Source organism: Teichococcus coralli, assembly GCF_009829925.1.
GTDB lineage: Bacteria > Pseudomonadota > Alphaproteobacteria > Acetobacterales > Acetobacteraceae > Pseudoroseomonas > Pseudoroseomonas coralli.
In genome coordinates this window covers 20038-40373 of sequence record NZ_SNVJ01000015.1, presented here as the reverse complement: position 1 = coordinate 40373, position 20336 = coordinate 20038, and the positions used below count along the sequence as shown (strand labels likewise).

Genomic DNA, 20336 nt, shown 5'->3' with positions numbered 1-20336 from the left:
CATGCCCGTCCGCTACGCTCCCAGCCTGGAATCGCCGCAGCCCGACGAGGCCGAAACCATTGCCGAGCTGACCCAGGCGCTGCGGCATATCAGCGAGACCACCTTTGAAGACTATGGCCATGCCGTGCGCAGCGTGCACGCCAAGGGCCATGCCTTGCTGAAGGGCGAGCTGCGGGTGCTCGACCACCTGCCGCCCACCCTCGCCCAGGGCATGTTCGCGCGCCCAGCCACCTACAAGGTCGTGCTGCGCTTCTCGACCAATCCCGGCGACGTGCTGGACGACAGCGTTTCCACCCCGCGTGGGCTGGCGGTGAAGGTGCTGGAGGTGGAGGGACCCCGCCTGCCCGGCTCCGACACGGAGAACTCGCAGGACTTCGTGATGGCCAACGCGCCCGCCTTCGCAGCGCCCGACCCCAAGGCCTTCGCCAAGAACCTGAAGCTGCTGGCGGCCACCACCGACAAGCCGCAAGGACTGAAGAAGGTCATCTCGGCCACGCTGCGCGGCGCGGAAAAGGTGGTGGAGACCTTTGGCGGCGAGAGCGCCCTGCTGAAGAACCTGGGCGGGCAGCCGAACACCCACATCCTTGGCGAGACCTTCTGGACGCAGGCTCCGCTGCGCTACGGCGACTACGTGGCGAAGCTCTCCGTTGCCCCGGTCTCCCCCGCCCTGACGGCGCTCGCCGGCACGGAGATCAAGGCCGGCGGGCATCCGGATGCGCTGCGCGAGGCGGTCAACGCCTTTTTCCGCGAGCAGGGCGGCGAGTGGGAGCTGCGCGCGCAGCTGCTGACCAACCCCGAGACCATGCCGATCGAGGATAGCTCGGTGCCCTGGCCGGAGGAGGAGAGCCCCTACGTGGCCGTGGCGCGCATCAGCCTGCCGCCGCAGAGCGGTTGGGACGAGGAGCGTGCCCGCGAGATCGACGACGGGCTGTCCTTCAGCCCGTGGCACGGCATCGAGGCGCACCGGCCGCTCGGCGGCATCATGCGGGCGCGCCGGTCGACCTACGAGGATTCGGTGCGGTTCCGCGCCAGCCATAACGGCTGCCCGGTGCACGGGTAGAAAAAAGCCCGGGAAAAAGGAATTCCCCCGGGCCCCGTCTTCTTCTTGTCGGTTGGGGCCGCGCTTCCCGCAAGCGCTGAAAACTCGAAGAGAAAAGATGGGGGCTCCAGGGGAATTCTTTTCCCCCGGGCTTTTTTTCCTTCAATGCGAGATGAAGCGCTTCGCCATGCTGGCGTAGAGCGGCCGGCGGCAGACCAGGCGCGAAACCATGAAGGCCAGCAGGGCGGTGCCCATCAGCGGCATGGCGAGGCGCGGGTTGCTGGTCATTTCCAGCACGATGACGGCGGCGGTGATGGGCGCCTGCACCACGCCGGAGAAGTAGCCGACCATGCCGAGCAGCACGACCGCTCCGGCGGGTGCCCCGGGCAGCAGCGCGCTCATCCACTGGCCGATGCCGGCTCCCACCGCCAGCGAGGGCGCGAAAATGCCGCCCGGGATGCCGCTGAGATAGGAAACGACGGTGGCCAGCAGCTTCCAGATCGCGAAGTCGGCCGGCAGTTCGGCGCCGTGGCCCTCCACCAGCAGCTTCGCCTGCTCGTAGCCGGTGCCGTAGCTGGTGCCGCCCGAAAGCCAGCCGATGACGGCGATCATGAGCCCGCAGAGCGCGGCGAAGACAGCCGGCCGCCGCACCGCAAGCCGGCGGATGGCGCGTGGCAGGTAGCGCTGCGCCTCCAGCAGGGCGGAGCTGAACAGGCCGCCGGCGAAACCTCCCGCCACGCCGCAGACCAGCACCGCGATCCAGGCCGGCCCGATCTCCAGCTGGGCGTGGCTGACGCCGAAATAGACGTAGTTGCCGACCACCGCGATGGCCATCAGGCCAGCCAGCACCACGGCCGTCAGGGTCGGGCTGCCGGTGCGGATGCGGGTGCCGTGGCTCAGCTCCTCGATGGCGAAGACCAGCCCGGCGAGCGGCGTGTTGAAGGCCGCCGCCACGCCCGCCGCGCCGCCGGAAAGGACGAGGATATGCACCATCTCCGTCCGCGGCAGGCGCTGCCAGCGGCCGAGGCTGTACATGATGGCGGCGCCCACCTGCGCCGTCGGCCCCTCGCGGCCGATGGAGGCGCCGCTGAGCAGGCCGAGCAGCGTCAGCAGGATCTTGCCGATGCCGATGCGCAGCGTCAGCAGCGCGCCGATGCGCTTCGCGTCGGTTTCGTGCAGGGCGGCGATGACCTGCGGGATGCCGCTGCCCTGGGCACCGGGGAAGAACCACCGCGTGAGCAGCAGGGAAAGCGCCAGCCCTGCCGGGGCGATCACGAAGATCAGCAGCGGCTCGACCGCGATGACGCGGTGGAAGATCTGCTGCGCCTCGTCGGCAAGCGCGGCGAAGCCGACGGCGGTGAGGCCGACCAGCACGGCGCTGAGCCAGAACAGGAGCCGTCGCCGCCACTGGCGGGGAGAAAGCAGCGGCAGGCGACGGAGCCTGCGGCGATCCAGTGAGGGGAAGCGGTCTGCCCGCATGGCAGTGGCAAGCCTTTCAGGTTGTGGAATGAACGAAGCGGGCACCAGGTCCTGCTGCGTCCTCGCTACACCCTCATGCCGGCGAGGGAAATGTCGGGGCAGGGATGCATGGCGCTCACCCTTGCGGCATTGATGGCGAAGGGCGGCCGGGCGCCGCCCCGCGCAGCCTTCTCCATGCCGGATAAGAAACGATGCGGGTTCTGGTTGTCGAAAATTCTCCTCTTGCGCCGATCGGCCATTTCGGCACCTGGCTGGAGCGGCGGCATGGCGCCGTGCTGCACACCGTGGCCGGCCCCGAACTGCCGGAGGGCTGGACGCCCGAGGCGGACCTGCTGGTGACGCTGGGCTCACCCAAGGCCGCCTATGACGCCGATGCCTGGATTGGCCGCCAGCGGGCCCTGCTGGCGCGCTGGATCGTGGCGGAGCGGCCGGCGATCGGCATCTGCTTCGGGGCGCAGATGATCGCCTCGGCCATCGGCGGCAGCGTGGCGCCCACGGGCACCTTCCATGAGGGCTGGATGGAAACCGCCGAGATTTCCGGCCCGGTCTGGCGCGGCCCCTGGATCCGCTGGCATGGCGACCACGTGGCACTGCCGCCGGAGGCGGAGGTGCTGGCACGTTCGGAGGGCACCATCCAGGCCTTCCGCCATCGCCGCGCCGTCGGCGTGCAGTTCCATCCGGAGGCCAATGCCGGCTGCATCGCCGACTGGATCGGCTTCACGCCGCCCGAGCGCCTTGCGGCGAAAGGCCTCCAGCCAGAAGCCCTGCTCGCGCTGACCCGCGAGCGCGACGCCAGACTTGCCGCCCAGCGGGAGGCGCTGTTCACCGAGATGCTGGCGCTGGTGGGGCTGGGAAAGAAGCCGCGCCGGGCGGGGCACGCCCTGGCGGAACGCTCCGGAGGCCTTCCCGCGGAGCCGCCGCCCTCAGGACCCTGAGGGACCGCTGCGGCAGGTTCGCCGCCGTTTGCCTGAAGATGGCCGGACCTCATGGCGCAGGGCGCCTGGCGCGTCTCCGGAGCCCGTCAGGAGGCGCTGCAGCGCCGCGGCCAGGGCGCCGCGGGCAAGCGGCTTGTGCAGCCGTGCGGTCTGCCCCTGGCCGCCGCCCATGGCCCAGCCGCCCGGCAACTCGTGGTAGCCGCTGGCGAACAGCACGGGCAGGCCATGCCGCACCAGCAGGTCCGCAACGGGGAAGGCCGCCTGGCCGTGCAGGTTGACGTCGAGCACCGCGGCGTCCAGGCCTCCCGCGCGGATCTCCTGCTCGGCAAGGCGCAGCGCTTCGCCGAGGGTCGCCGCCGGCCCGATCACCGTGCAGCCCAGCTGGCGCAGCGTGTCCTCCAGCTCCAGCGCGACCGGGGTCTCGTCCTCCGCGACCAGCACGCGGCATCCCTCCAGCCTGGCAGGCGCCCTCTGCTCGTCTCCCTCGGCGGGTTCTCCCTTCGCGACGCCGGCAGGAGAAGCCAGGGTCTGCAGGGCGACGCGGTCGGCCGCGATCAGCAGCTGGCAGCTCAGCCCGGAGGGCTGCCAGTCGAACTGAACATGCCCCCCGAGCTGGAGCGCCGTGGCTTCGATCAGTCGCGAGCCGAAGCCGCGCTGCCGCGCGCCGGCCGGCGGCACGGGTGGCCCGCCGGCTTCCATCCACTCCAGGCGCAGCCCGCCTTCCGGCTGCGGGCTCCAGCTGATCCCCACCCGTCCGCCGGGGCGTGAAAGGGCACCGTGCTTGGCCGCATTGGTGGCGAGCTCATGCAGGATCATGGAAAGCGGCTGCACCGCCTCCGGCGCCAGCCGTACCGCGGGGCCAACGAAGCTCGCGCGCCGCCGGGCGACATAGGGCGCCAGCTCGGCCTCGATCACGGCACCCAGGTCGCTGCCACCCCAGTTGGTGCGGGCCAGCAACGTGTGCGCCCGGCCCAGCGCGCGGACGCGGCCATCCACCGCGGCGGCGAAGTCGGCCGGGCGCTCGGCCCGGGTCAGGCGGACGATCGACTGCACAACGGCGAGCACGTTCTTGGCGCGGTGGTCCAGCTCGCGCATCAGCAGGTTCTGCTGCTCCTCCACCGCGCGACGATCGGTGATGTCCTCGCCGGAGCCGACCACCGCCAGCAGCCTGCCCGCAGCGTCGTTCAGCACGGCGTTCCGCCAGGCGATGAGCCGTTCCTCGCCGTCCGCGCGGAGCAGGCGGTTCTCGTGGGTGTCCTCCCACGCTCCATGGCTGGCGGCGAGCGCCTGCAGGACGTCCCGCGCCGGCTGGCGCAGGCGCTCGGGCACGAAGGTGTCATGCCAGTTCCGGCCCAGCGCTTCCTCCTCGCTGGCAAGCCCGAGCACTTCCAGGCCCCGCCGGTTGATGCCGCGCACCGTTCCGTCCGCGTCGAGCACGACCAGCATGGCCCCGGCCACGTCGAAATAGAGCCGCGCCCGGTCGCGCTCCGTGCGCAAGGCCGCCGCCGCCTCTTCCGCCGCGGCGGCGCGCCCCTCGGCCGCGGCGCGGGCGCGCATGCCCTCGGCCGCGCGGCCAAGGGCGGTCCGCAGGGCTTCGAACTCGGTCACGGGGGAACTGGGCAGGACGGGCGGCGTGGGTTGCCCGGCAGCCACGGCCTGCGCCTCGCGGGCCAGGCCCTGGACCGGCCGGAGCAGGCGGCGCGCCAGCAGGGCCGCCAGCACCAGCGCCGCCGCGAGCAGCGCCACGGCGGCAAGCAGAAGAACGATGAGCGGCTTGCCCCAGGCGGCGTCATAGGCCGCGGCCGGCAGGGTGACCATTGCCGCCCACGGCACCCGCTTCAGTCGCTGATAAGCGGCGACCACCTCCGTGCCGTCCAGCGAAGGGCCGCGGGCGACGCCGGAGCGGCGCCCCTGCACCGCCTTGGCAAGCCAGGCAGGGGCATCGTTGCCGACGGCGGCGGCATGCGCCGCGGAGCGCGCCACGAAGCGACCGTGCTGCACCTCGATCAGCCCGGCGACGCTGCCTTCGCTCGCCTCGGCCAGCAGGTCGGCAAGCCGGGCCGGATCAAAGGCGAGGATCAGGATCAGTTCCCGCTGCGCACCGCCACCGGGCGAAAAGATGGGTGCGAAGGCGGCGAGGATCGGGCGTTGCGCCACGCCGCCGGTGAAGAGGTCGCTGAGCACCACCTGTCCGGTTTCCATGGCGCGGCTGATCCAGGGAAAGCCGCGGGCGCGGGGCAGGGGCGTGCCAGGAGCGAGCAGCGTGTTGAATAGCTGGGTGCCGTCCGGCCGCACCAGCACGACCCAGCCGCCGAAGGCCTCGCCCACCGCGCGCATCTGCGCGTGCAGGTCGGCCAAGGTGTAGTTGATGTCCGGCTGGTCAATCGCCAGGAGGGCCGAGCGTATGTCCGGAGAGCCGGCAAGGGTGCTGACCGCGGTCGCCACCACGTCCAGCTCGCGGTCCACGGCCGTCGCCATGGCACGGGCGGCGCCTTGCAGGCCGGCCTCGGCAGTATCCCGGTAGGTGCGGCCGAGCTGCCACGCCGTGAGCCCGCCTCCCACCAGCGCGGGCACCAGCAAGGCCAGGGCGAAGACGAGCAGGTGCATCCTGAGTCCACGAGGCCTCTGCACGGCCCGGCGCAGACGCAGGCGGGCGCCTTCCAGCCCCTCGCGGATTCTCATGGCACCCCATCTGCAGCGACCCAGTTCAGATCATCGGGGGGCCACATGCCACGCAAGCCGGGGAAGCGGCACTTCGACGTGAGCCCGAGGCCGGCACGGCCATCCCGCACGCGACTGTGCACGGAAGGGCCACGCCTTTTGGTGTCCGATTACCGTTTCGACAGGTCCACCAGTCCGGTGAAGCCGGTTTCCGTGCCGAAGGCGAGGTGCGTGCCGGTGGAATTCCAGGCCAGCGCGGAGACTGGCCCACGCCCCGGGGCGGCGACCGGCACCACCTTGCCGGAGGCGATCTCGGCCATCAGCACCAGCCCATCCTGGAAGCCGGCCGCCACCACCTCGTGCTGCGGATGGCAGGCGACCTGGGTGCAGAGCACGCCATCCCCGCCGGCCAGTTCCACCGGCGGCTTGCCCATCGGCCCGCCGGCGAAGAAGGGCCAGAGCACCACGCAGTCCGCCCCCGCCGTGGCCAGCCAGCGGCCCTTGCCGGTGAAGGAGATGGACTTGATCTTCGCGGGATAGCCGGACATCCGCATGTCCTGTTGGTCGGTCAGGCGCCAGCCGTGCAGGGCATTCTCCTGCATCGTCGTCACCACATGGGTGCCGTCCGGGCTGAACTGCACGGACTGGTGGCTGCCCTTCCAGGGCAGGACGCGCGGCTTGTCCTCCTTGGAATGGACGAACCACAGGCTGGCGCCGTTGTAGTGCCCGGCGGCGATCCGCTTTCCCTTGGCGTCGAAGGCCACGCCGCCGACGGTGGAGGGATGCTCCAGCGCCTTCAGCTTCTGGCCGTCACGGTCCAGCAGGTGCACCACCTTGCCGACCGCGGCGGCGCGCAGGCCGGAGGGATGGGCGGCCAGGTGCCCGACCCACTTCATCATGCCGAAATTGGCCAGTTCGGCGACCGAGCCATCCGCCGCGACATGCAGCAGCCTGCCGTCGTCGCCGCCGGAAAGATAGCCGCCCGCCACGTCGGGGGTGAGGGCGAGGCAGGCGCCGTCATGCGCCGCCACCTCGCGGAAGCCGGCGGCGGCCTCAGCCGCGTCGGCCAGCCGCAGCGTGCCGTCGGCGAGCGAGAAGGCGACGCTGCGCCCGTCCCGCCCGAAGGCGACGCCCACCACCCAGGCGCCAAACTCCTGCGACGTGCCGCGGCTCTGCAGCAGGAAATCGGCCTCTTCCACGCCGCCGGTGCTGCCCTCGCTCATGCCGCGACGCAGCCTTCGAAGCCGCGGCGGAGCTGCGGGCGGTTCAGGTTGCGGCCGATGAAGACGATCTTCGACTTGCGCGGCTCACCCGCCTTCCACGGCCCGATGAAGTCGCCGTCGGCGATCATGTGCACGGCCTGGAAGGCGAAGCGCCGGTCTTCGCCCTTGTAGGCCAGGATGCCCTTGGTGCGCAGCAGGTCCTGCCCCTTGCTCTGCAGCAGCATGCCAATCCACTGGTTGAACTTCTCGGGGTCGATCGGCTGGTCCACCTCGAAGGACATGCTCATCACGTCCTCGTTGTGCTCGTGCTCGTCGCTGGTGAGGAAGTCCGGCTCGCGCTCCAGGATGCGCTCCAGCTTGAAGGCGTCCCGCCCGATCACGCTCTCCACTGGCACGTCCGACCTGGTGGCGCGGCGGATCTCGGCATAGGGGTTGATCGCCTTGATGCGGCGCTCGACCTCGGCGGCCTCCGCTTCGCTGACCAGGTCCATCTTGTTCAGCACGATCAGGTCGGCGAAGGCGATCTGCTCGGCCGCCTCGGCGCTGTCCTCCAGGCGGGCGAGCAGGTTCTTGGCGTCCACCACGGTGACGATGGCGTCGAGCCGGGTGGCGCGCTTGACGTCCTCGTCCATGTAGAAGGTCTGCGCCACGGGGGCCGGGTTGGCGAGGCCGGTGGTCTCGACGATGATGCCGTCGAACTTGCCGCGCCGCCGCATCAGCCCGGTCAGGATGCGCACGAGGTCGCCGCGCACGGTGCAGCAGATGCAGCCGTTGTTCATCTCGAACACTTCCTCGTCGGCGTCGATGACGAGGTCGTTGTCCACGCCCAGCTCGCCGAACTCGTTGATCACCACGGCGAACTTCTTGCCGTGGTTCTCGCTGAGGATGCGGTTCAGCAGCGTGGTCTTGCCGGCACCGAGATAGCCGGTCAGCACGGTGACGGGGACGGTCTCGCGGGCTTCGCTCATGGTCGGGGGTCCTGCCGCAGAAAGGTCGTTCGCGGTGTTATATGATACCAATCCCCGCCGGGGTCACGGGGGGCGCCGGCGGAATGGCCGCCTTGCCGGCGGAGGCAGGCCGCGGTGCGGGCTCTCTCACGGGCTGCCGACCAGCTGCCGGAGGCGGCAGGCCAGCCGTTCCATCGCGAAGGGCTTCGTGAGCATCTGCATCCCGGCCTCCAGATGCCCCTGACCGAGCACGGCGGCCTCCGCATAGCCGGTGATGAACAGCACCTTCAGCCCGGGGCGTGCTGCGCGTCCCTCCTCGGCCAGTTGCCGGCCGTTCATTCCCCCGGGCAGCCCGACATCGGTGACCAGGAAATCCACCCGCACCCCGGAGCGGAGGATCGCCAGGGCTTCCGCCGCATCCTGCGCAGCAATGGCGGCGTAGCCCAGCTCGCCGAGCACCTCCACGATGAGCAGCCGCACCGTGGCCTCGTCATCCACCACCAGGACGGTCTCGCCCTCCCTCGCGCGGGGCGCTTCCGCCAGGCCGGGGCTCTGCTTCACCATATCGAGCGGCGCATCGCTGCGCGGCAGGTAGAGGCAGACCGTGGTGCCCTGGCCGGGCGTGGAGTGGACGCGCACCTGGCCGCCCGACTGCCGCACGAAGCCATAGACCATGGAGAGGCCGAGCCCAGTGCCCTGCCCGGGGGGCTTGGTGGTGAAGAAAGGTTCAAACACCCGCTGGATCAGCTCCGCGCTCATTCCGGTCCCGGTATCGGTCACGCAGAGGGAGACATAGTCGCCGGCGGACATGTCGCGGCTGCGGGTGAACGCCTCATCCAGGTTCAGATTGGCGGTTTCGATGGTCAGCCGCCCGCCGGCGGGCATGGCGTCCCGCGCGTTGAGGCAGAGGTTCAGCAGCGCATTCTCAAGCTGGTTGGTGTCCACCAGCGTGTTCCACAATCCCCCGGTGCCCACGACATCCAGGACGATCTCCGGCCCAACCGTGCGGCGGAGCAGCTCCTCCATCGCCTTGACCAGCTGGTCCAGGTTGGTGGGCCTGGGATTCAGCGCCTGCCGGCGCGAGAAGGCGAGCAGCCGGTGCGTCAGCGCCGCGGCACGCTGGGCCGCGCCCTCGGCGCCTTGGACGTAACGGTCCAGCTCCTGCAGGCGGCCCTGCGCGAGCCGCACCTTCAGCAGCTCCAGGCTGCCGGTGATCCCGGCCAGCATGTTGTTGAGGTCATGCGCCAGGCCGCCGGTCAACTGGCCCACCGCCTCCATCTTCTGGCTCTGCCGCAGGGCATCCTCGGTCCTGCTCCGCTCCGCGACCTCCTGCCTCACGCGGTGCTCCAGGGTTTCGTTCAGCCGGCGCAGATTGGCCTCGCTCTGGGCAGCCAGCGCGCGGCTCTCGCCCAGGGCGACAAGGTCGGCTTCGCGCCGGATCAGGCTTTCGCCCAGGGCGGCACAAACCACGACGATGCCCAGGTTCACCAGCGTGAAGCCTGCGGTGGCAATCCAGTCCTTTGCCATGAGCGCCAGGGTGAAGGCGGGCGGTATGAACAGGTAGGCAGCCAGGAAAGCTGCGAGGGCAGTCGCAAAAATGCCGGGACCCCGGCCGAGAAAGAAACCGGCCGCCATCAACGCAGGGATGAAGAGCAGAAAGGGCAGTTCCAGCGCGGGCAGGGCTGCCCGCAGCGCGGCCGCAAACAGGACCAGAAGAATGGCCGCCAGGCAGCGGGCCGGAAGGGACATGCCTCGGCAGGCAAGAAGTCGCAGCAGGAGGTCCAACTCGGCCGTCTCTCAACTTGCCACACCAGCAAGCCCGTGCACGGCCAGCGACCGGTACGATTCCATGTGCGCGGGCGCATGGAAACCGTTCCAGCCGTTTGGCTCAACCAAGATCCTTGCCCGGTCAGGTGCGTTGCCCTGAACGGGAAAGGATGCTGCAAGCCGGCACAAGAACTTCCAGGTGAAGGCGGATCAGCTAGCGCGGGGGCAGCGGAAAGAAGCGCTATATGGACACGATCTTGTGAGAATCAAGCGCCGAGAGTGTTTTCAGCCCCGATCAAGGCAACGCCGCCCAGGGACAAGCGTGAGCTTGGCTAGGTTTCCGCACCTGCCTCGGCGCGAGGAGCGCGCGCCTCAGCCGCAGAGGGAGCGGACGCAGAGGTCCGGGGTGACAGTGCCATCCCGGGTGGGGCTCAGGGAGGGCGACGCCCTCCCCGCCTCTTTCAAGCGGCCGCCTTGATCGCGTCGGAGAGCGTCCCGAACATCCGGTCCACATGGCTTTTCTCCGCGATCAGCGGCGGCGAGAGGGCGATGATGTCGCCGGTGGTGCGGATCAGCAGGCCGTCGTCGAAGCACTTGCGGAACACATCCGTCGCGCGCGCCGTCGGCCGGCCCGGACGCGGCGCCATCTCGATGCCGGCGACCAGACCGATGTTGCGGATGTCGATGACGTTCGGCAGGTCGCGCAGCGCGTGGGCGGCCTCCTCGAAATAGGGCTCCAGGGCCTTGGCACGGCCCGGCAGGTCCTCCGCCCTGTGCAGCTCCAGCGTGGCGATCGCCGCCGCCGCCGCCAGCGGGTGGCCCGAATAGGTATAGCCGTGGAACAGCTCGATGCCGTCCGGCGCGCCGCCCACGATGGCGTCGTAGATGCCGTTCCGCACCGCCACCCCGCCCATCGGCACGGCGGCGTTGGTCAGGCCCTTGGCCATGGTGAGGATGTCCGGTGTCACGCCCAGCCGCTCGCTGCCGAAATTCGTGCCGAGGCGGCCGAAGCCGGTGATCACCTCGTCAAAGATCAGCAGGATGCCGTATTTGTCGCAGATCTGCCGCAGGCGCTGCAGGTAGTCCTTGGGCGGAACCAGCACGCCGGTGGAGCCGGCCATCGGCTCCACCATCACTGCCGCGATGGTGTCGGCGCCGTGCAGCGCGACGAGATCCTCCAGCCGGCCGGCCAGTTCCACGCCGTATTTCGGCTGGCCCCTGGAGAAGGCGTTCATCGTGGGGATGTGGGTGTGCGGCAGGTGGTCCACATAGGGCAGCATGGCGCCGAACTGCTTGCGGTTACCGCCGATGCCGCCCACCGACATGCCGCCGAAGCCGACACCGTGATAGCCGCGCTCACGGCCGATCAGCCGCACGCGCTGGCTTTCGCCGCGTGCGCGGTGGTAGGCCAGGGCGATCTTCAGCGCGGTGTCGGCGCTCTCGCTGCCGGAATTGGTGAAGAAGACGCGGTCCAGCCCTTCCGGCGTGACCTCCGCGACGCGCGCCGCCGCCTCGAAGGCGATGGGGTGGCCAAGCTGGAAGGTGGGGGCGAAGTCCATCACCGCCGCCTGCTTCTGGATGGCCTCGGTGATCTCCTTGCGGCCATGGCCGGCATTGCAGCACCAGAGGCCCGAAGTGCCGTCCAGCACCTCCTTCCCGTCGGCGGTCCAGTAGGTCATGCCCTCGGCACGGGCGAGCATGCGCGGATGCGACTTGAAGTACCGGTTGTCCGAATAGGGCATCCAGAACGCATCCAGGTCGTTCGGGCGCGAGATCTCGTTCATGGCCTTCCTGCGCGTCTGAGGGCGAAGAAGGAAAGGCTAGGCGCCTTGGCCGCGGATGGCGAGGGGGAAGGCTGGGGAAGGAATTCCCCCAGACCCCATCTTTTTTCTTCAAGCCTGGATGGCGCTTGTCAGCCGCCGGCCTTGCGCACCGGGGCGTAGAGCGTGCGGTAGGCGACGCCACCCAGCTCGAAGCCCTGCACCACGCGCCGGGTGGCAGCCACCTCCTGCTGCTGCAGCAGGACGGGCAGGGGCGAAAGCTCGCGGAAGCGGCGCTGGAGGTCGCGGTAGATCTCCAGCCGTCGGCCGGTGTCTACCTCGCGCGTGGCCGCCTGGGCCGCCTCGCTCAGCGGCAGGTTCCGCCAGTGGTTCCGCCAGGCCACGGTCTTCAGCGCAGCGTCGTCGCTGTTGTCGGGGTTCACCAGGAAGGCCTGGGCGTTGGAATTGGGGTCGTAGTAGTCGGAGCCCCAGTAGAGCAGCGCCGCCTCGTGCTGCCGCGCGCGGGTTTTGGTGATGACCTGCCGCTGTTCGCCGGAAAGCAGGTTCACCCGGATGCCCACCGCACCGAGATCGGCCTGGATGGCCTGGGCGATATCGGCATGCGGCTGGCCGGAGAAATGGTCCAGCGTGATGCTGAAGCCATCCCCCGCGCCGGCCGCCTTCAGCAGGTCGCGCGCGCGGCCGGGGTCGTGGCGGAAGGGCTTGTCGGTCAGGGCGCCGGGCATGCCGGCGGGCAGGAAGTTCTGCTGCACGTTCCAGGTGCCGCGCACCAGGTTGCGCTCGATGGCGTCGTAGTCGATCGCCCACTTGATCGCCTGCGCCACCTGCGTCTTGCCCAGCATCGGGTGCGCGGCGTTCAGGCCGAGATAGAGCAGGAAGGCACGCTCCTTGCGGACGAGGCGAAGCGTATCGTCGCCTTCCAGGCCGCGGATCTGGTCCGGGCTGAGGTTACGGGCGATGTCGATGTCGCCCTGCTTCAATTGCAGCAGCTGCGCGGTGGAGTCCGGCACGTGGCGGATGATGACGCGCCGCAGGTGCGGCTGCGCCGGGCTGCGCGGGTTGGCCTCCAGGATGACGCTCTCGCTGGCGCGCCAGTCGCGCAGCACATAGGCACCCGAGCCGGCGCTGTGCTGCCGAAGCCAACCATTGCCGAGGTCATCCCCCTGGGCGTGCTGCATGACCTGCGCCTTCTCGACGATGCTCGCCGCGTTGGCGTTCAGGCAGTAGAGCACGAAGCTCGGCGCGCGCGGGGAGCCGATGCGCAGCGTGACGGTGCGCGGGTCGGCGGCCTGAACGGCCTGCCCGACGTTGTCCGGCGTCAGGCCGAACTGGCCGAGGATGAAGGCCGGCGCCTTTTGCAGCCGGATCAGGCGCTGGAAGCTGAAGGCGACGTCTTCCGCCGTGACCGGCTTGCCGGAGGCGAAGACGCGGTCCGGCTTCAGGCGGAAGGTGAAGCTCTGGCTGTCATCGCCCACCTGCCAGCTCTCGGCGAGGTCGCCGACCACCTGGGAGGAGTCCCCTGGGTCGACCGCGAGCAGACGGTCATAGATGTTGCCCATGATCTCGCCGCCCGAGGCCTCGAAGGATTCGTGCGGGTCGAGGCTGGTGATGTCGTCGATCTGCCGGGCGATGGCGAGGATGGTGTCCGGCACCGCGGCCCGGGAGGCGGCGGGAAGCAGGGCGGCGCCGAGGGCTGGCGTGGCAAGAAGCTGGCGGCGTGAGAGCATGGCGTAGGGTCCCCTTGGCCGTGGCGATGGCCGATGCTGCTTGCAGAACCCTGTTGCGCCCGATGGTTTCCCCGCGCCGCCCCAAGCTGCCAAAAAGAAGATGGGGGGGTCGGGGGAATTCCTTCCCCCGGACTGGCTTTTCACGCCCGCAGGCAGCCTTCCGCCAGCAGCCGGAAGGCGGCCGCACGATGGCTGATCTGGTGCTTCTCCTCCGCGCTCATCTCGGCGAAGGTCTGGCTCTTCCCGGCCGGCTGGAACATCGGGTCATAGCCGAAGCCGTGCATGCCGCGCGGCGGCCAGACCCACTCGCCCATGGCGCGCCCCTCGAAACCCTCGACGTGCCCATCCGGCCAGGCGAGGACAAGGGCGCAGGTGAACCAGGCCGCGCGGTCGGCATGCGGGCGGGCGAGTTCCTCGACCCGCGCCATGGCGCGGCCATAGTCGCGTCCGCCGCCGGGCTGCTCGGCCCAGTCGGCGGTGTGGACGCCCGGGTCGCCGCTCAGCGCGGCGACGGAGAAGCCGCTGTCATCGGCCAGCGCCACCATGCCGGAGGCCTTCGCCGCCGCCAGCGCCTTGAGGGTGGCGTTGCCGAGGAAGGTGCTCTCCGTTTCGTCCGGGACGGGCAGCCCCAGCTCCTTGGCGCTGACCACCTCGATGCCATGCTCCGCCAGCAATGCTGCGTTTTCCCGCACCTTGCCGGCATTGTGGCTGGCCATGACGATGCGGCGTTCGGCGAGCTGGCGGCGCATGCTCATCGGCCGATCGCCCGGCGCTGGGCGGCGAACAGCGCGTCGGTGCCTTGGCGGGCCAGCGCCATCAGCTCCAGCAGCTGCGCCTCCGAGAAGGGAGCGCCCTCCGCGGTGCCCTGCACCTCGACGATGCCGCCCTTGCCGGTGAGGACGAAGTTGCTGTCGGCATCGGCCGCGCTGTCCTCGGCATAGTCGAGGTCGAGCACCGGCGTGCCCTGCCAAAGGCCACAGGAGATGGCGGCCACTTGGTCGCGCAGCGGGTTGCCCGAGATCACGTTCTTCAGCACGCAATGCTCGAAGGCCTGGTGCAGCGCCACCCAGGCGCCGGTGATGGCGGCGCAGCGGGTGCCGCCATCGGCGGTGATGACGTCGCAGTCCAGCACCACGGCCATCTCGCCCATGGCCTTGCGGTCCACCACGGCGCGCAGGGCGCGGCCGATCAGGCGCTGGATTTCCTGCGTGCGGCCGGACTGCTTGCCGCGCGCCGCCTCGCGGTCGCCGCGGGTGTGGGTGGCGCGCGGCAGCATGCCGTATTCCGCCGTCACCCAGCCCTCGCCCTTGCCGCGCAGAAAGGGCGGCACGCGCGCCTCCACGCTGGCGGTGCAGAGCACCTCCGTCACGCCCATGCGGATCAGGCAGGAGCCCTCGGCATGGCGGGCCACGCCAGGCTGGAGGGAGACGGCGCGCAGCGCGTCGGGGGCACGGCCGGAGGGGCGCATCGTTGGTTCTTTCCGTGTTGTGGCGGCGAGGGGGGCAGGGAATGCGCCGTTGCGTGCGGCCCTGTCAAATCAGGGTGGGCGGAGGATGCCGCCGCCGGCCCATGCCGGTCCCGACCGAGGATCGCCCTGGCCCCGGGAGGAGAAAAGCCGCCACGCGCTTCCGGGTCGGGCTGGCGTCGGGCTGGCGTGGCTGGGGCGTGTGGAACCACCCCGGCGGCCGCGGAGTTTTCCGCACGAACAACGCGAGGAGCGAAGTGATGGACCAATCCTATCCGGCCCGGTCCGGACATGACGGCGGCGTGCTGAGCACCGGCGAGCGTGCCCTCTACGTCGTGGCGGGGCTGGTGATGGCGGCGGCGGCGGCGAAGCCACGTCCCAACCCGTTGCTGAACGTGCTGTCGCTCGGCGCGGGCGCTTATCTCGCCTGGCGCGGCGCGGAAGGAAGCTGCCCCGTGAAGGCGATGCTCACCGACGGGCGGGTCTGAGGGGCACCTGCCCTCGCCGCCGATCAGGCAGGAAGTGCAACCGGGGAGAAAGGGGCTCCCCCGGCGCCTCGTCCTTTGTTCTGGTCATCAGCGCTCGCACAGCCCGCGCGACGGCGGTCAGGAGCGGCCATGCCGCCTTTCCCCGCCCCGACCGATGGAAAGAAGACGGAGGTCCGGGAGAATTCCTTCCCCCGGACCTTTCCTTAGAGCGAGGCCTGCCGTTCCAGCTCGGAGAGGCAGGCGGCCTCGGTGCGCCGCTCGGTGCCGGCGGCCCGGGCGGCGGCATAGCTGACCCGCAGCGGGCTGCCTGGCGCGTCCTCGCGGTCCAGCACCACGTCGAGATGGCAGAAGGGCGTCTGGAACAGCCAGATCTGCGCCTCTCCTTCCTTGCGGCGCAGGCTGGGCTCGCCAAGCCAGCGCCGCAGGGTCGAGGGCGATTGGCCCAGCAACTGCGTGGCCCGTATGGGCATGCCTTCGAGGCGTGGCAGGACGGGGGCGCTGGTCGGCTGCATGCCGGCCAAGTTGGCCCGGTAGTTCTGCAGCACTTCCTGCAGCACGGCGTGCGGATCGGCTGAAGAGGGCTGCGCGGCGCAGGCGCCGAGCAGCAGCAGGGCGATCAGTGGCGGGCGGCGTGCCATGAGAAGGTTGGCACGGACCGGGGGGAACCGGCCCGCGCCGCCTTGATCAGTCCTCGCCAACGGGAAGCGGGGCGGGCGCGTAGGAGGGTTGCGCGTTGTTGCCCTCGCTCAGCATCTCCATGCGGCCGGAAAGCTGGCCGCCCTCCTCCACCTGCAGGCGGCGGCAGCGGGCGATGCCCAGCACCCGGCCGGTGCTGCGGATCACCAGGTTGCCCCGCGCGGTCAGCGTGCCGTCGAAGGTGCCGACGATCTCGGCGTCCTCGACCTCGACCTCGCCCTTGAACACGCCGGACTGGCTGATGAACAGCTCGGCCGCCTGCATCATCTGGCTCTCGATGGTGCCCTCGACCACCAGCCGCTCGGCGTCCGTCACCGTGCCCTGCAGGCTGATCCCGCGGCCCACCACCATGGTGCGGCGTTCGGAATGCTGCGGAGCGGGCGCCGGCCCGGCGGCCGGGCGGGTGGTAAGCGGGGCACCGGCATTCACCGGCGGCCGTGGCGGCACGCCCATGCCGGCAGGCGCCTGGCTGGGCTTGGGCGGCAGGTTCATCGGGGCCTCCTGGCTGGTCGCGGGGCGGAACGGCGGAACGGCGAGGTCGGGGTCACGCGCAACAGGCACGGTGGTCGGAGCCGGCCCGGTCTCCGCTTCGCCTCCCGCTTCGGACCCTGACGGAGTGGACTCATCGCGGCGGCGGCGGAAGACGGACATCTGATCCCCCAGTAATGGGTGGTGTGAAGCCTCGCGCAGCATCGTCGGACAAGCCGGTGCGCTTGTTTGCGGGCTATCACGCAAGGGCTGTTATGGACAACGGGGTGCAGGCGAGAATCGGTGATCGCGGGGGCCTTTTCGGCAGCCGCCCCGGGGCGGGGACAACAGGCCTGGGACGCCGGGCAGCGGCCCGCCCTCCCCCGCCCTGGCCATGGCCGCGCCGCAAGACGTGAGGGCGCGCTGCCACCTATGCCGCTGGCCGCATGGCTGCTATCGCGGCCCTGGCAGGACCGCCGCGCAACTTCCGGGGTGCCCACGGCAGACCCCATCAGCAGCACAGGGCCCGATCTCGATGGCAGCTCCCACTCTCGACATCCTCGGCATCGGCAATGCCATCCTCGACGTGCAGGCGCGGGCGGAGGACGCCTTTCTCGCCGCCAACGGCATGGCGCGGGGCAGCATGGCGCTGATCGATGCGGAGCGGGCGGAGGCGATCTACGCCGCCATGGGGCCCGGCGTGGAAAGCAGCGGCGGCTCGGCGGCCAACACCTGCGCCGCCGCGGCCGCCCTGGGCGCCCGGGTCGGCTTTCTCGGCAAGGTGGCGGAGGACGCGCTGGGCAAGGTCTTCGCGCATGACATCCGTGCCGCCGGGGTGGCCTTTCCCACCGCGCCGCTGGGCGGCGGGGCACCGACCGCGCGCTGCCTGATCCTGGTCTCGCCGGACGGGCAGCGCACCATGAACACCTATCTCGGCGCCTGCGTCAGCTTCGGCGAGGAGGACGTGGACGAGGCGATGGTGGCCTCCGCCGCCATCACCTACCTGGAGGGCTATCTCTTCGACCCGCCGGAGGCGCAGGCCGCCTTCCGCCGCGCCGCCGGCGTGGCGCACCAGGCCGGACGGCAGGTCTCGCTCAGCCTCTCCGATCCCTTCTGCGTCGGCCGCCACCGCGACGCCTTCCGCAGCCTCGTCGCGCATCAGGTGGACATCCTCTTCGCCAACGAGGCGGAGATCGCCAGCCTCTACGAGACCGACAGCTTCGAGGCGGCGGTGGAAGCCGTGCGGCGCGAGGTGAAGCTCGCCGCGCTGACCCGCTCGGAGAAGGGCAGCGTCATCATCCGCGGCGACGAAACCCACGTCATCGCCGCCGCGCCGGCGGAGGTGGTGGATACCACCGGGGCGGGCGACGCCTACGCCGCCGGCTTCCTGGCGGCACTGGCCCAGGGGCACGCGCTGGCCGAGTGCGGGCGCTGGGGGTCGGTCGCCGCCGCCGAGTGCATCGGGCATTTCGGGGCGCGGCCGCAGCACGACCTGAAGGCGCTGGTCGCCCGCTGAACCCTTTCGGGAGAGGCGCCGCCCCTCCCGGACCCTCCCCGCCGGGGAGGCAGCGTCTCCCCGGACCCTGCCTTTCATGTCGCGAAGGCCCAAAGGGGCGGCGCCCCACTGCAATGCCTTCGCAGGAACGCTTCCATGGGCCCCTGGCTCGACGCCTTCGTCGCCACCTTCGGCCTGATCGGCCTCGGCGCGCTGCTCCGCCGCACCCTGCTGCCCGACCTCGCCGTCTGGGCTGGCATGGAGAAGCTGGTTTTCACCCTGCTGCTGCCGGCGCTGCTCACCGCCTCGATCGGCTCCGTGGACCTCGCCACCCTGCCGATCGGCGGCATGGCCGGCACCATCTGGGGCACGCTGCTGACCGGGACCATGCTTTCCCTGCTGCTGGCGCGCCTGCTCGGGCATGGCCATGCCACCGCCACCTCGGTGCTGCAGGGCGGCATCCGCTACAACAACCTGATGGCCTTCGCCGTGGTGGGTGCGGCGCACGGCCAGGCGGGCATCGCCTTCGGCGGCATCGCCACGGGGCTGATCGTGCCCTGCGTGCAGGTCGTCATCACTTTGGTCTTCGCCATGGGCGGCGACCGGCGGCCGCACCCGCTGCGGCTGCTGCGGCAGATCGCCACCAACCCGCTGCTGGTCGCCTGCGCGCTCGGGCTGGCGCTGGCGCTGGTGGGGGGGCCGCCGCCGGGGCTGCGCGGGCTGCTGAAGGCGCTGGCCCAGGGCTCGCTGGCCATCGGCCTGCTCTGCGTCGGCGCGGCGCTGACGCTCGGTGCCCTGGCGGCGCGGCCGCTGACCCAGGCGCTGACCGGCATGCTGAAGCTCTTCGTGATGCCCGCCCTCGCGGCGGCGCTGGCCCATGGCGTCGGGCTGGACCCGCTGGCCGCCTCCATCGCCGTGCTGTTCATGGCGCAGCCCACCGCCTCCACGGCCTATGTCCAGGCCCGCGCCATGGGTGGCGACGCGCCGCTGATGGCGGCCATGATCACCACCCAGCACATCGCCGCCATGGTGACGCTGCCGCTCTGGGTGCTGCTGCTGGCGCACTGAGCCCTGGCGGCGCATGATGCGCCGGCGAGAGGATGGGGCCACGGCATGCTGGGACGACGCGAAGCTGCGCTGGGACTGCTGGGAGGAATGCTGCTGCCGCGGCTGGCGCGTGCCCAGGCGCCGGCACCGGCGCCCTCCGCCTGGCCGGACCATCCGCTGCGCTGGGTGGTGGGCTACCCCGCCGGCGGGCCGAGCGACACCTTCGCGCGGCTGATCGCCGCCGCCCTCGGCCCCGCGCTGGGGCAGAACATGGTGGTGGAGAACCGCCCCGGCGGCGGCGCCGTGCTGGCCAGCGAAACCGTCGCCCGCAGCGCACCCGACGGCTACACCTTCCTGCACGCCGACAATGGCAACCTCGTCTACAATCCGGCGCTCTATGCCAAGCTGCCCTACGACCCCGACCGCGACCTCACCGGCGTCGGCTTCATCGGCCGCTTTCCGCTTTTCCTGGTGGTGCGGCCGGAGGGCGTGGCGAGCTTCGCCGCCTATCGCACGCTGGCGCGGCAGCGGCCGCCGACCTACGGCTCGCCCGCGGTCGCCTCGCCGCACCACCTGGCGATGGAGATGCTGAAGCGCCGCGCCGGCTTCGAAGCCACCCACGTGCCCTATCGCGGCGGCCCGGCGGCGATGCAGGACCTGCTCAACGGCACGGTGGACAGCGTGCTGATCGACTGCGCCACCGGCATTCCCTTTATCCGCGAGAAGAAGGTGCGGGCGCTGCTGGTGCTCTCCGAAGGGCGCTCGGCGCAGGCGCCGCAGGTGCCAACGGCGCAAGAGCTCGGCGTCGGCAATGCCGTGGCCTTCGGCTGGCAGGCGATGTCGGCGCCCACCGGCACGCCGCAGCCCGTTATCGAGCGCCTGAACGCCGAAATGCGCGCCGCCGTCGCTTCCGAGGGAATGCAGGCGCGGATGCGGAGCCTCGGCATCGAGAGCGCCCCCTGGTCCCCCACCGAGCTGAACGACTTCGTGGCGCGGGAGAACGCGGTCTGGCGACCGCTGATCCGTGACCTCGGCATCCGGCTGGACGGGTAGGCGGCGCAATTCCTGCCCGGTGGGTGCAGCCCTGGCTGTGATGCGGGCTGCCGGCCAGAATGCCC

At 70.8% G+C, this 20336-nt stretch carries 17 protein-coding genes; 6 read left to right on the top strand and 11 right to left on the bottom strand.

Annotated elements, in window-relative coordinates:
* Nucleotide 1 precedes the first annotated feature (1 nt).
* Nucleotides 2-1060: a catalase family protein gene (locus E0493_RS15985; protein WP_160938243.1), complete on the top strand. Its 1059-nt coding sequence runs from the start codon at nucleotides 2-4 to the stop codon at nucleotides 1058-1060.
* Between the two features lie 141 nt (nucleotides 1061-1201).
* Here E0493_RS15985 and E0493_RS15980 read toward each other — a convergent pair whose 3' ends face one another.
* On the bottom strand, nucleotides 1202-2518 hold the full coding sequence (locus E0493_RS15980; RefSeq protein WP_160938242.1) for a chloride channel protein: 1317 nt from the start codon (nucleotides 2516-2518) through the stop codon (nucleotides 1202-1204).
* Between the two features lie 191 nt (nucleotides 2519-2709).
* On the opposite strand from E0493_RS15980, the gene E0493_RS15975 reads away from it, so the two are divergent.
* Nucleotides 2710-3453, top strand: coding sequence for a type 1 glutamine amidotransferase (locus tag E0493_RS15975; RefSeq protein WP_160938241.1), 744 nt, complete (start codon nucleotides 2710-2712; stop codon nucleotides 3451-3453).
* Here the strand turns inward: E0493_RS15975 and E0493_RS15970 are convergent.
* The 8 genes from E0493_RS15970 to rph all read right to left on the bottom strand — a co-directional run bounded on the left by E0493_RS15970 (nucleotide 3442) and on the right by rph (nucleotide 15027).
* The gene (locus E0493_RS15970; protein ID WP_160938240.1) at nucleotides 3442-6060 is read right to left on the bottom strand and encodes an HWE histidine kinase domain-containing protein; all 2619 of its coding nucleotides are present in this window, start codon (nucleotides 6058-6060) and stop codon (nucleotides 3442-3444) included. The genes E0493_RS15975 and E0493_RS15970 overlap by 12 nt on opposite strands.
* A gap of 224 nt (nucleotides 6061-6284) precedes the next feature.
* The gene (locus E0493_RS15965) at nucleotides 6285-7337 is read right to left on the bottom strand and encodes a WD40 repeat domain-containing protein (RefSeq protein WP_160938239.1); all 1053 of its coding nucleotides are present in this window, start codon (nucleotides 7335-7337) and stop codon (nucleotides 6285-6287) included.
* On the bottom strand, nucleotides 7334-8305 hold the full coding sequence (locus tag E0493_RS15960) for a CobW family GTP-binding protein (RefSeq protein WP_160938238.1): 972 nt from the start codon (nucleotides 8303-8305) through the stop codon (nucleotides 7334-7336). Before E0493_RS15960 ends, E0493_RS15965 begins: the two co-directional genes overlap by 4 nt.
* A 126-nt stretch (nucleotides 8306-8431) precedes the next feature.
* Nucleotides 8432-10033: an ATP-binding protein gene (locus tag E0493_RS15955; protein ID WP_235913823.1), complete on the bottom strand. Its 1602-nt coding sequence runs from the start codon at nucleotides 10031-10033 to the stop codon at nucleotides 8432-8434.
* 479 nt (nucleotides 10034-10512) lie between these two features.
* Nucleotides 10513-11835, bottom strand: a complete 1323-nt coding sequence (locus tag E0493_RS15950) for an aspartate aminotransferase family protein (protein WP_160938237.1) — start codon at nucleotides 11833-11835, stop codon at nucleotides 10513-10515.
* Between the two features lie 128 nt (nucleotides 11836-11963).
* A complete protein-coding gene (locus E0493_RS15945) occupies nucleotides 11964-13559 on the bottom strand; it encodes an ABC transporter substrate-binding protein (protein ID WP_160938236.1) in 1596 nt (531 codons plus the stop codon).
* 140 nt (nucleotides 13560-13699) lie between these two features.
* Complete coding sequence (locus tag E0493_RS15940) at nucleotides 13700-14314, bottom strand: non-canonical purine NTP pyrophosphatase (RefSeq protein WP_202397161.1); 615 nt, start codon at nucleotides 14312-14314, stop codon at nucleotides 13700-13702.
* A complete protein-coding gene (gene rph, locus E0493_RS15935) occupies nucleotides 14311-15027 on the bottom strand; it encodes a ribonuclease PH (RefSeq protein WP_160938235.1) in 717 nt (238 codons plus the stop codon). Before rph ends, E0493_RS15940 begins: the two co-directional genes overlap by 4 nt.
* 257 nt (nucleotides 15028-15284) lie before the next feature.
* Here rph and E0493_RS15930 point away from each other — a divergent pair, with 257 nt between their 5' ends.
* Nucleotides 15285-15512, top strand: coding sequence for a YgaP-like transmembrane domain (locus tag E0493_RS15930; protein WP_160938234.1), 228 nt, complete (start codon nucleotides 15285-15287; stop codon nucleotides 15510-15512).
* Nucleotides 15513-15715: 203 nt separating this feature from the next.
* Here the strand turns inward: E0493_RS15930 and E0493_RS15925 are convergent, their stop codons facing one another.
* Both E0493_RS15925 and E0493_RS15920 read right to left on the bottom strand, forming a co-directional pair.
* The gene (locus tag E0493_RS15925; protein ID WP_160938233.1) at nucleotides 15716-16150 is read right to left on the bottom strand and encodes a hypothetical protein; all 435 of its coding nucleotides are present in this window, start codon (nucleotides 16148-16150) and stop codon (nucleotides 15716-15718) included.
* 46 nt (nucleotides 16151-16196) lie between these two features.
* The gene (locus tag E0493_RS15920; RefSeq protein WP_160938232.1) at nucleotides 16197-16700 is read right to left on the bottom strand and encodes a bactofilin family protein; all 504 of its coding nucleotides are present in this window, start codon (nucleotides 16698-16700) and stop codon (nucleotides 16197-16199) included.
* A 511-nt stretch (nucleotides 16701-17211) separates the two neighbouring features.
* Here E0493_RS15920 and E0493_RS15915 point away from each other — a divergent pair.
* From E0493_RS15915 to E0493_RS15905, 3 genes are all read left to right on the top strand, one after another.
* The gene (locus tag E0493_RS15915) at nucleotides 17212-18192 is read left to right on the top strand and encodes an adenosine kinase (RefSeq protein ID WP_160938231.1); all 981 of its coding nucleotides are present in this window, start codon (nucleotides 17212-17214) and stop codon (nucleotides 18190-18192) included.
* Between the two features lie 135 nt (nucleotides 18193-18327).
* Complete coding sequence (locus E0493_RS15910) at nucleotides 18328-19239, top strand: AEC family transporter (RefSeq protein WP_160938230.1); 912 nt, start codon at nucleotides 18328-18330, stop codon at nucleotides 19237-19239.
* A 45-nt stretch (nucleotides 19240-19284) separates the two neighbouring features.
* Nucleotides 19285-20271: a Bug family tripartite tricarboxylate transporter substrate binding protein gene (locus E0493_RS15905; protein ID WP_160938229.1), complete on the top strand. Its 987-nt coding sequence runs from the start codon at nucleotides 19285-19287 to the stop codon at nucleotides 20269-20271.
* The last annotated feature ends 65 nt before the right edge of the window (nucleotides 20272-20336 follow it).

Bases quoted from the DNA above. Each gene is read 5' to 3' on its own strand.
- E0493_RS15985 (WP_160938243.1), top strand. From the start codon at position 2: ATGCCCGTCCGCTACGCTCCCAGCCTGGAATCGCCGCAGCCCGACGAG.
- E0493_RS15980 (WP_160938242.1), bottom strand. From the start codon at position 2,518: ATGCGGGCAGACCGCTTCCCCTCACTGGATCGCCGCAGGCTCCGTCGC.
- E0493_RS15975 (WP_160938241.1), top strand. From the start codon at position 2,710: ATGCGGGTTCTGGTTGTCGAAAATTCTCCTCTTGCGCCGATCGGCCAT.
- E0493_RS15970 (WP_160938240.1), bottom strand. From the start codon at position 6,060: ATGCACCTGCTCGTCTTCGCCCTGGCCTTGCTGGTGCCCGCGCTGGTG.
- E0493_RS15965 (WP_160938239.1), bottom strand. From the start codon at position 7,337: ATGAGCGAGGGCAGCACCGGCGGCGTGGAAGAGGCCGATTTCCTGCTG.
- E0493_RS15960 (WP_160938238.1), bottom strand. From the start codon at position 8,305: ATGAGCGAAGCCCGCGAGACCGTCCCCGTCACCGTGCTGACCGGCTAT.
- E0493_RS15955 (WP_235913823.1), bottom strand. From the start codon at position 10,033: ATGTCCCTTCCGGCCCGCTGCCTGGCGGCCATTCTTCTGGTCCTGTTT.
- E0493_RS15950 (WP_160938237.1), bottom strand. From the start codon at position 11,835: ATGAACGAGATCTCGCGCCCGAACGACCTGGATGCGTTCTGGATGCCC.
- E0493_RS15945 (WP_160938236.1), bottom strand. From the start codon at position 13,559: ATGCTCTCACGCCGCCAGCTTCTTGCCACGCCAGCCCTCGGCGCCGCC.
- E0493_RS15940 (WP_202397161.1), bottom strand. From the start codon at position 14,314: ATGAGCATGCGCCGCCAGCTCGCCGAACGCCGCATCGTCATGGCCAGC.
- rph (WP_160938235.1), bottom strand. From the start codon at position 15,027: ATGCGCCCCTCCGGCCGTGCCCCCGACGCGCTGCGCGCCGTCTCCCTC.
- E0493_RS15930 (WP_160938234.1), top strand. From the start codon at position 15,285: ATGGACCAATCCTATCCGGCCCGGTCCGGACATGACGGCGGCGTGCTG.
- E0493_RS15925 (WP_160938233.1), bottom strand. From the start codon at position 16,150: ATGGCACGCCGCCCGCCACTGATCGCCCTGCTGCTGCTCGGCGCCTGC.
- E0493_RS15920 (WP_160938232.1), bottom strand. From the start codon at position 16,700: ATGAACCTGCCGCCCAAGCCCAGCCAGGCGCCTGCCGGCATGGGCGTG.
- E0493_RS15915 (WP_160938231.1), top strand. From the start codon at position 17,212: ATGGCAGCTCCCACTCTCGACATCCTCGGCATCGGCAATGCCATCCTC.
- E0493_RS15910 (WP_160938230.1), top strand. From the start codon at position 18,328: ATGGGCCCCTGGCTCGACGCCTTCGTCGCCACCTTCGGCCTGATCGGC.
- E0493_RS15905 (WP_160938229.1), top strand. From the start codon at position 19,285: ATGCTGGGACGACGCGAAGCTGCGCTGGGACTGCTGGGAGGAATGCTG.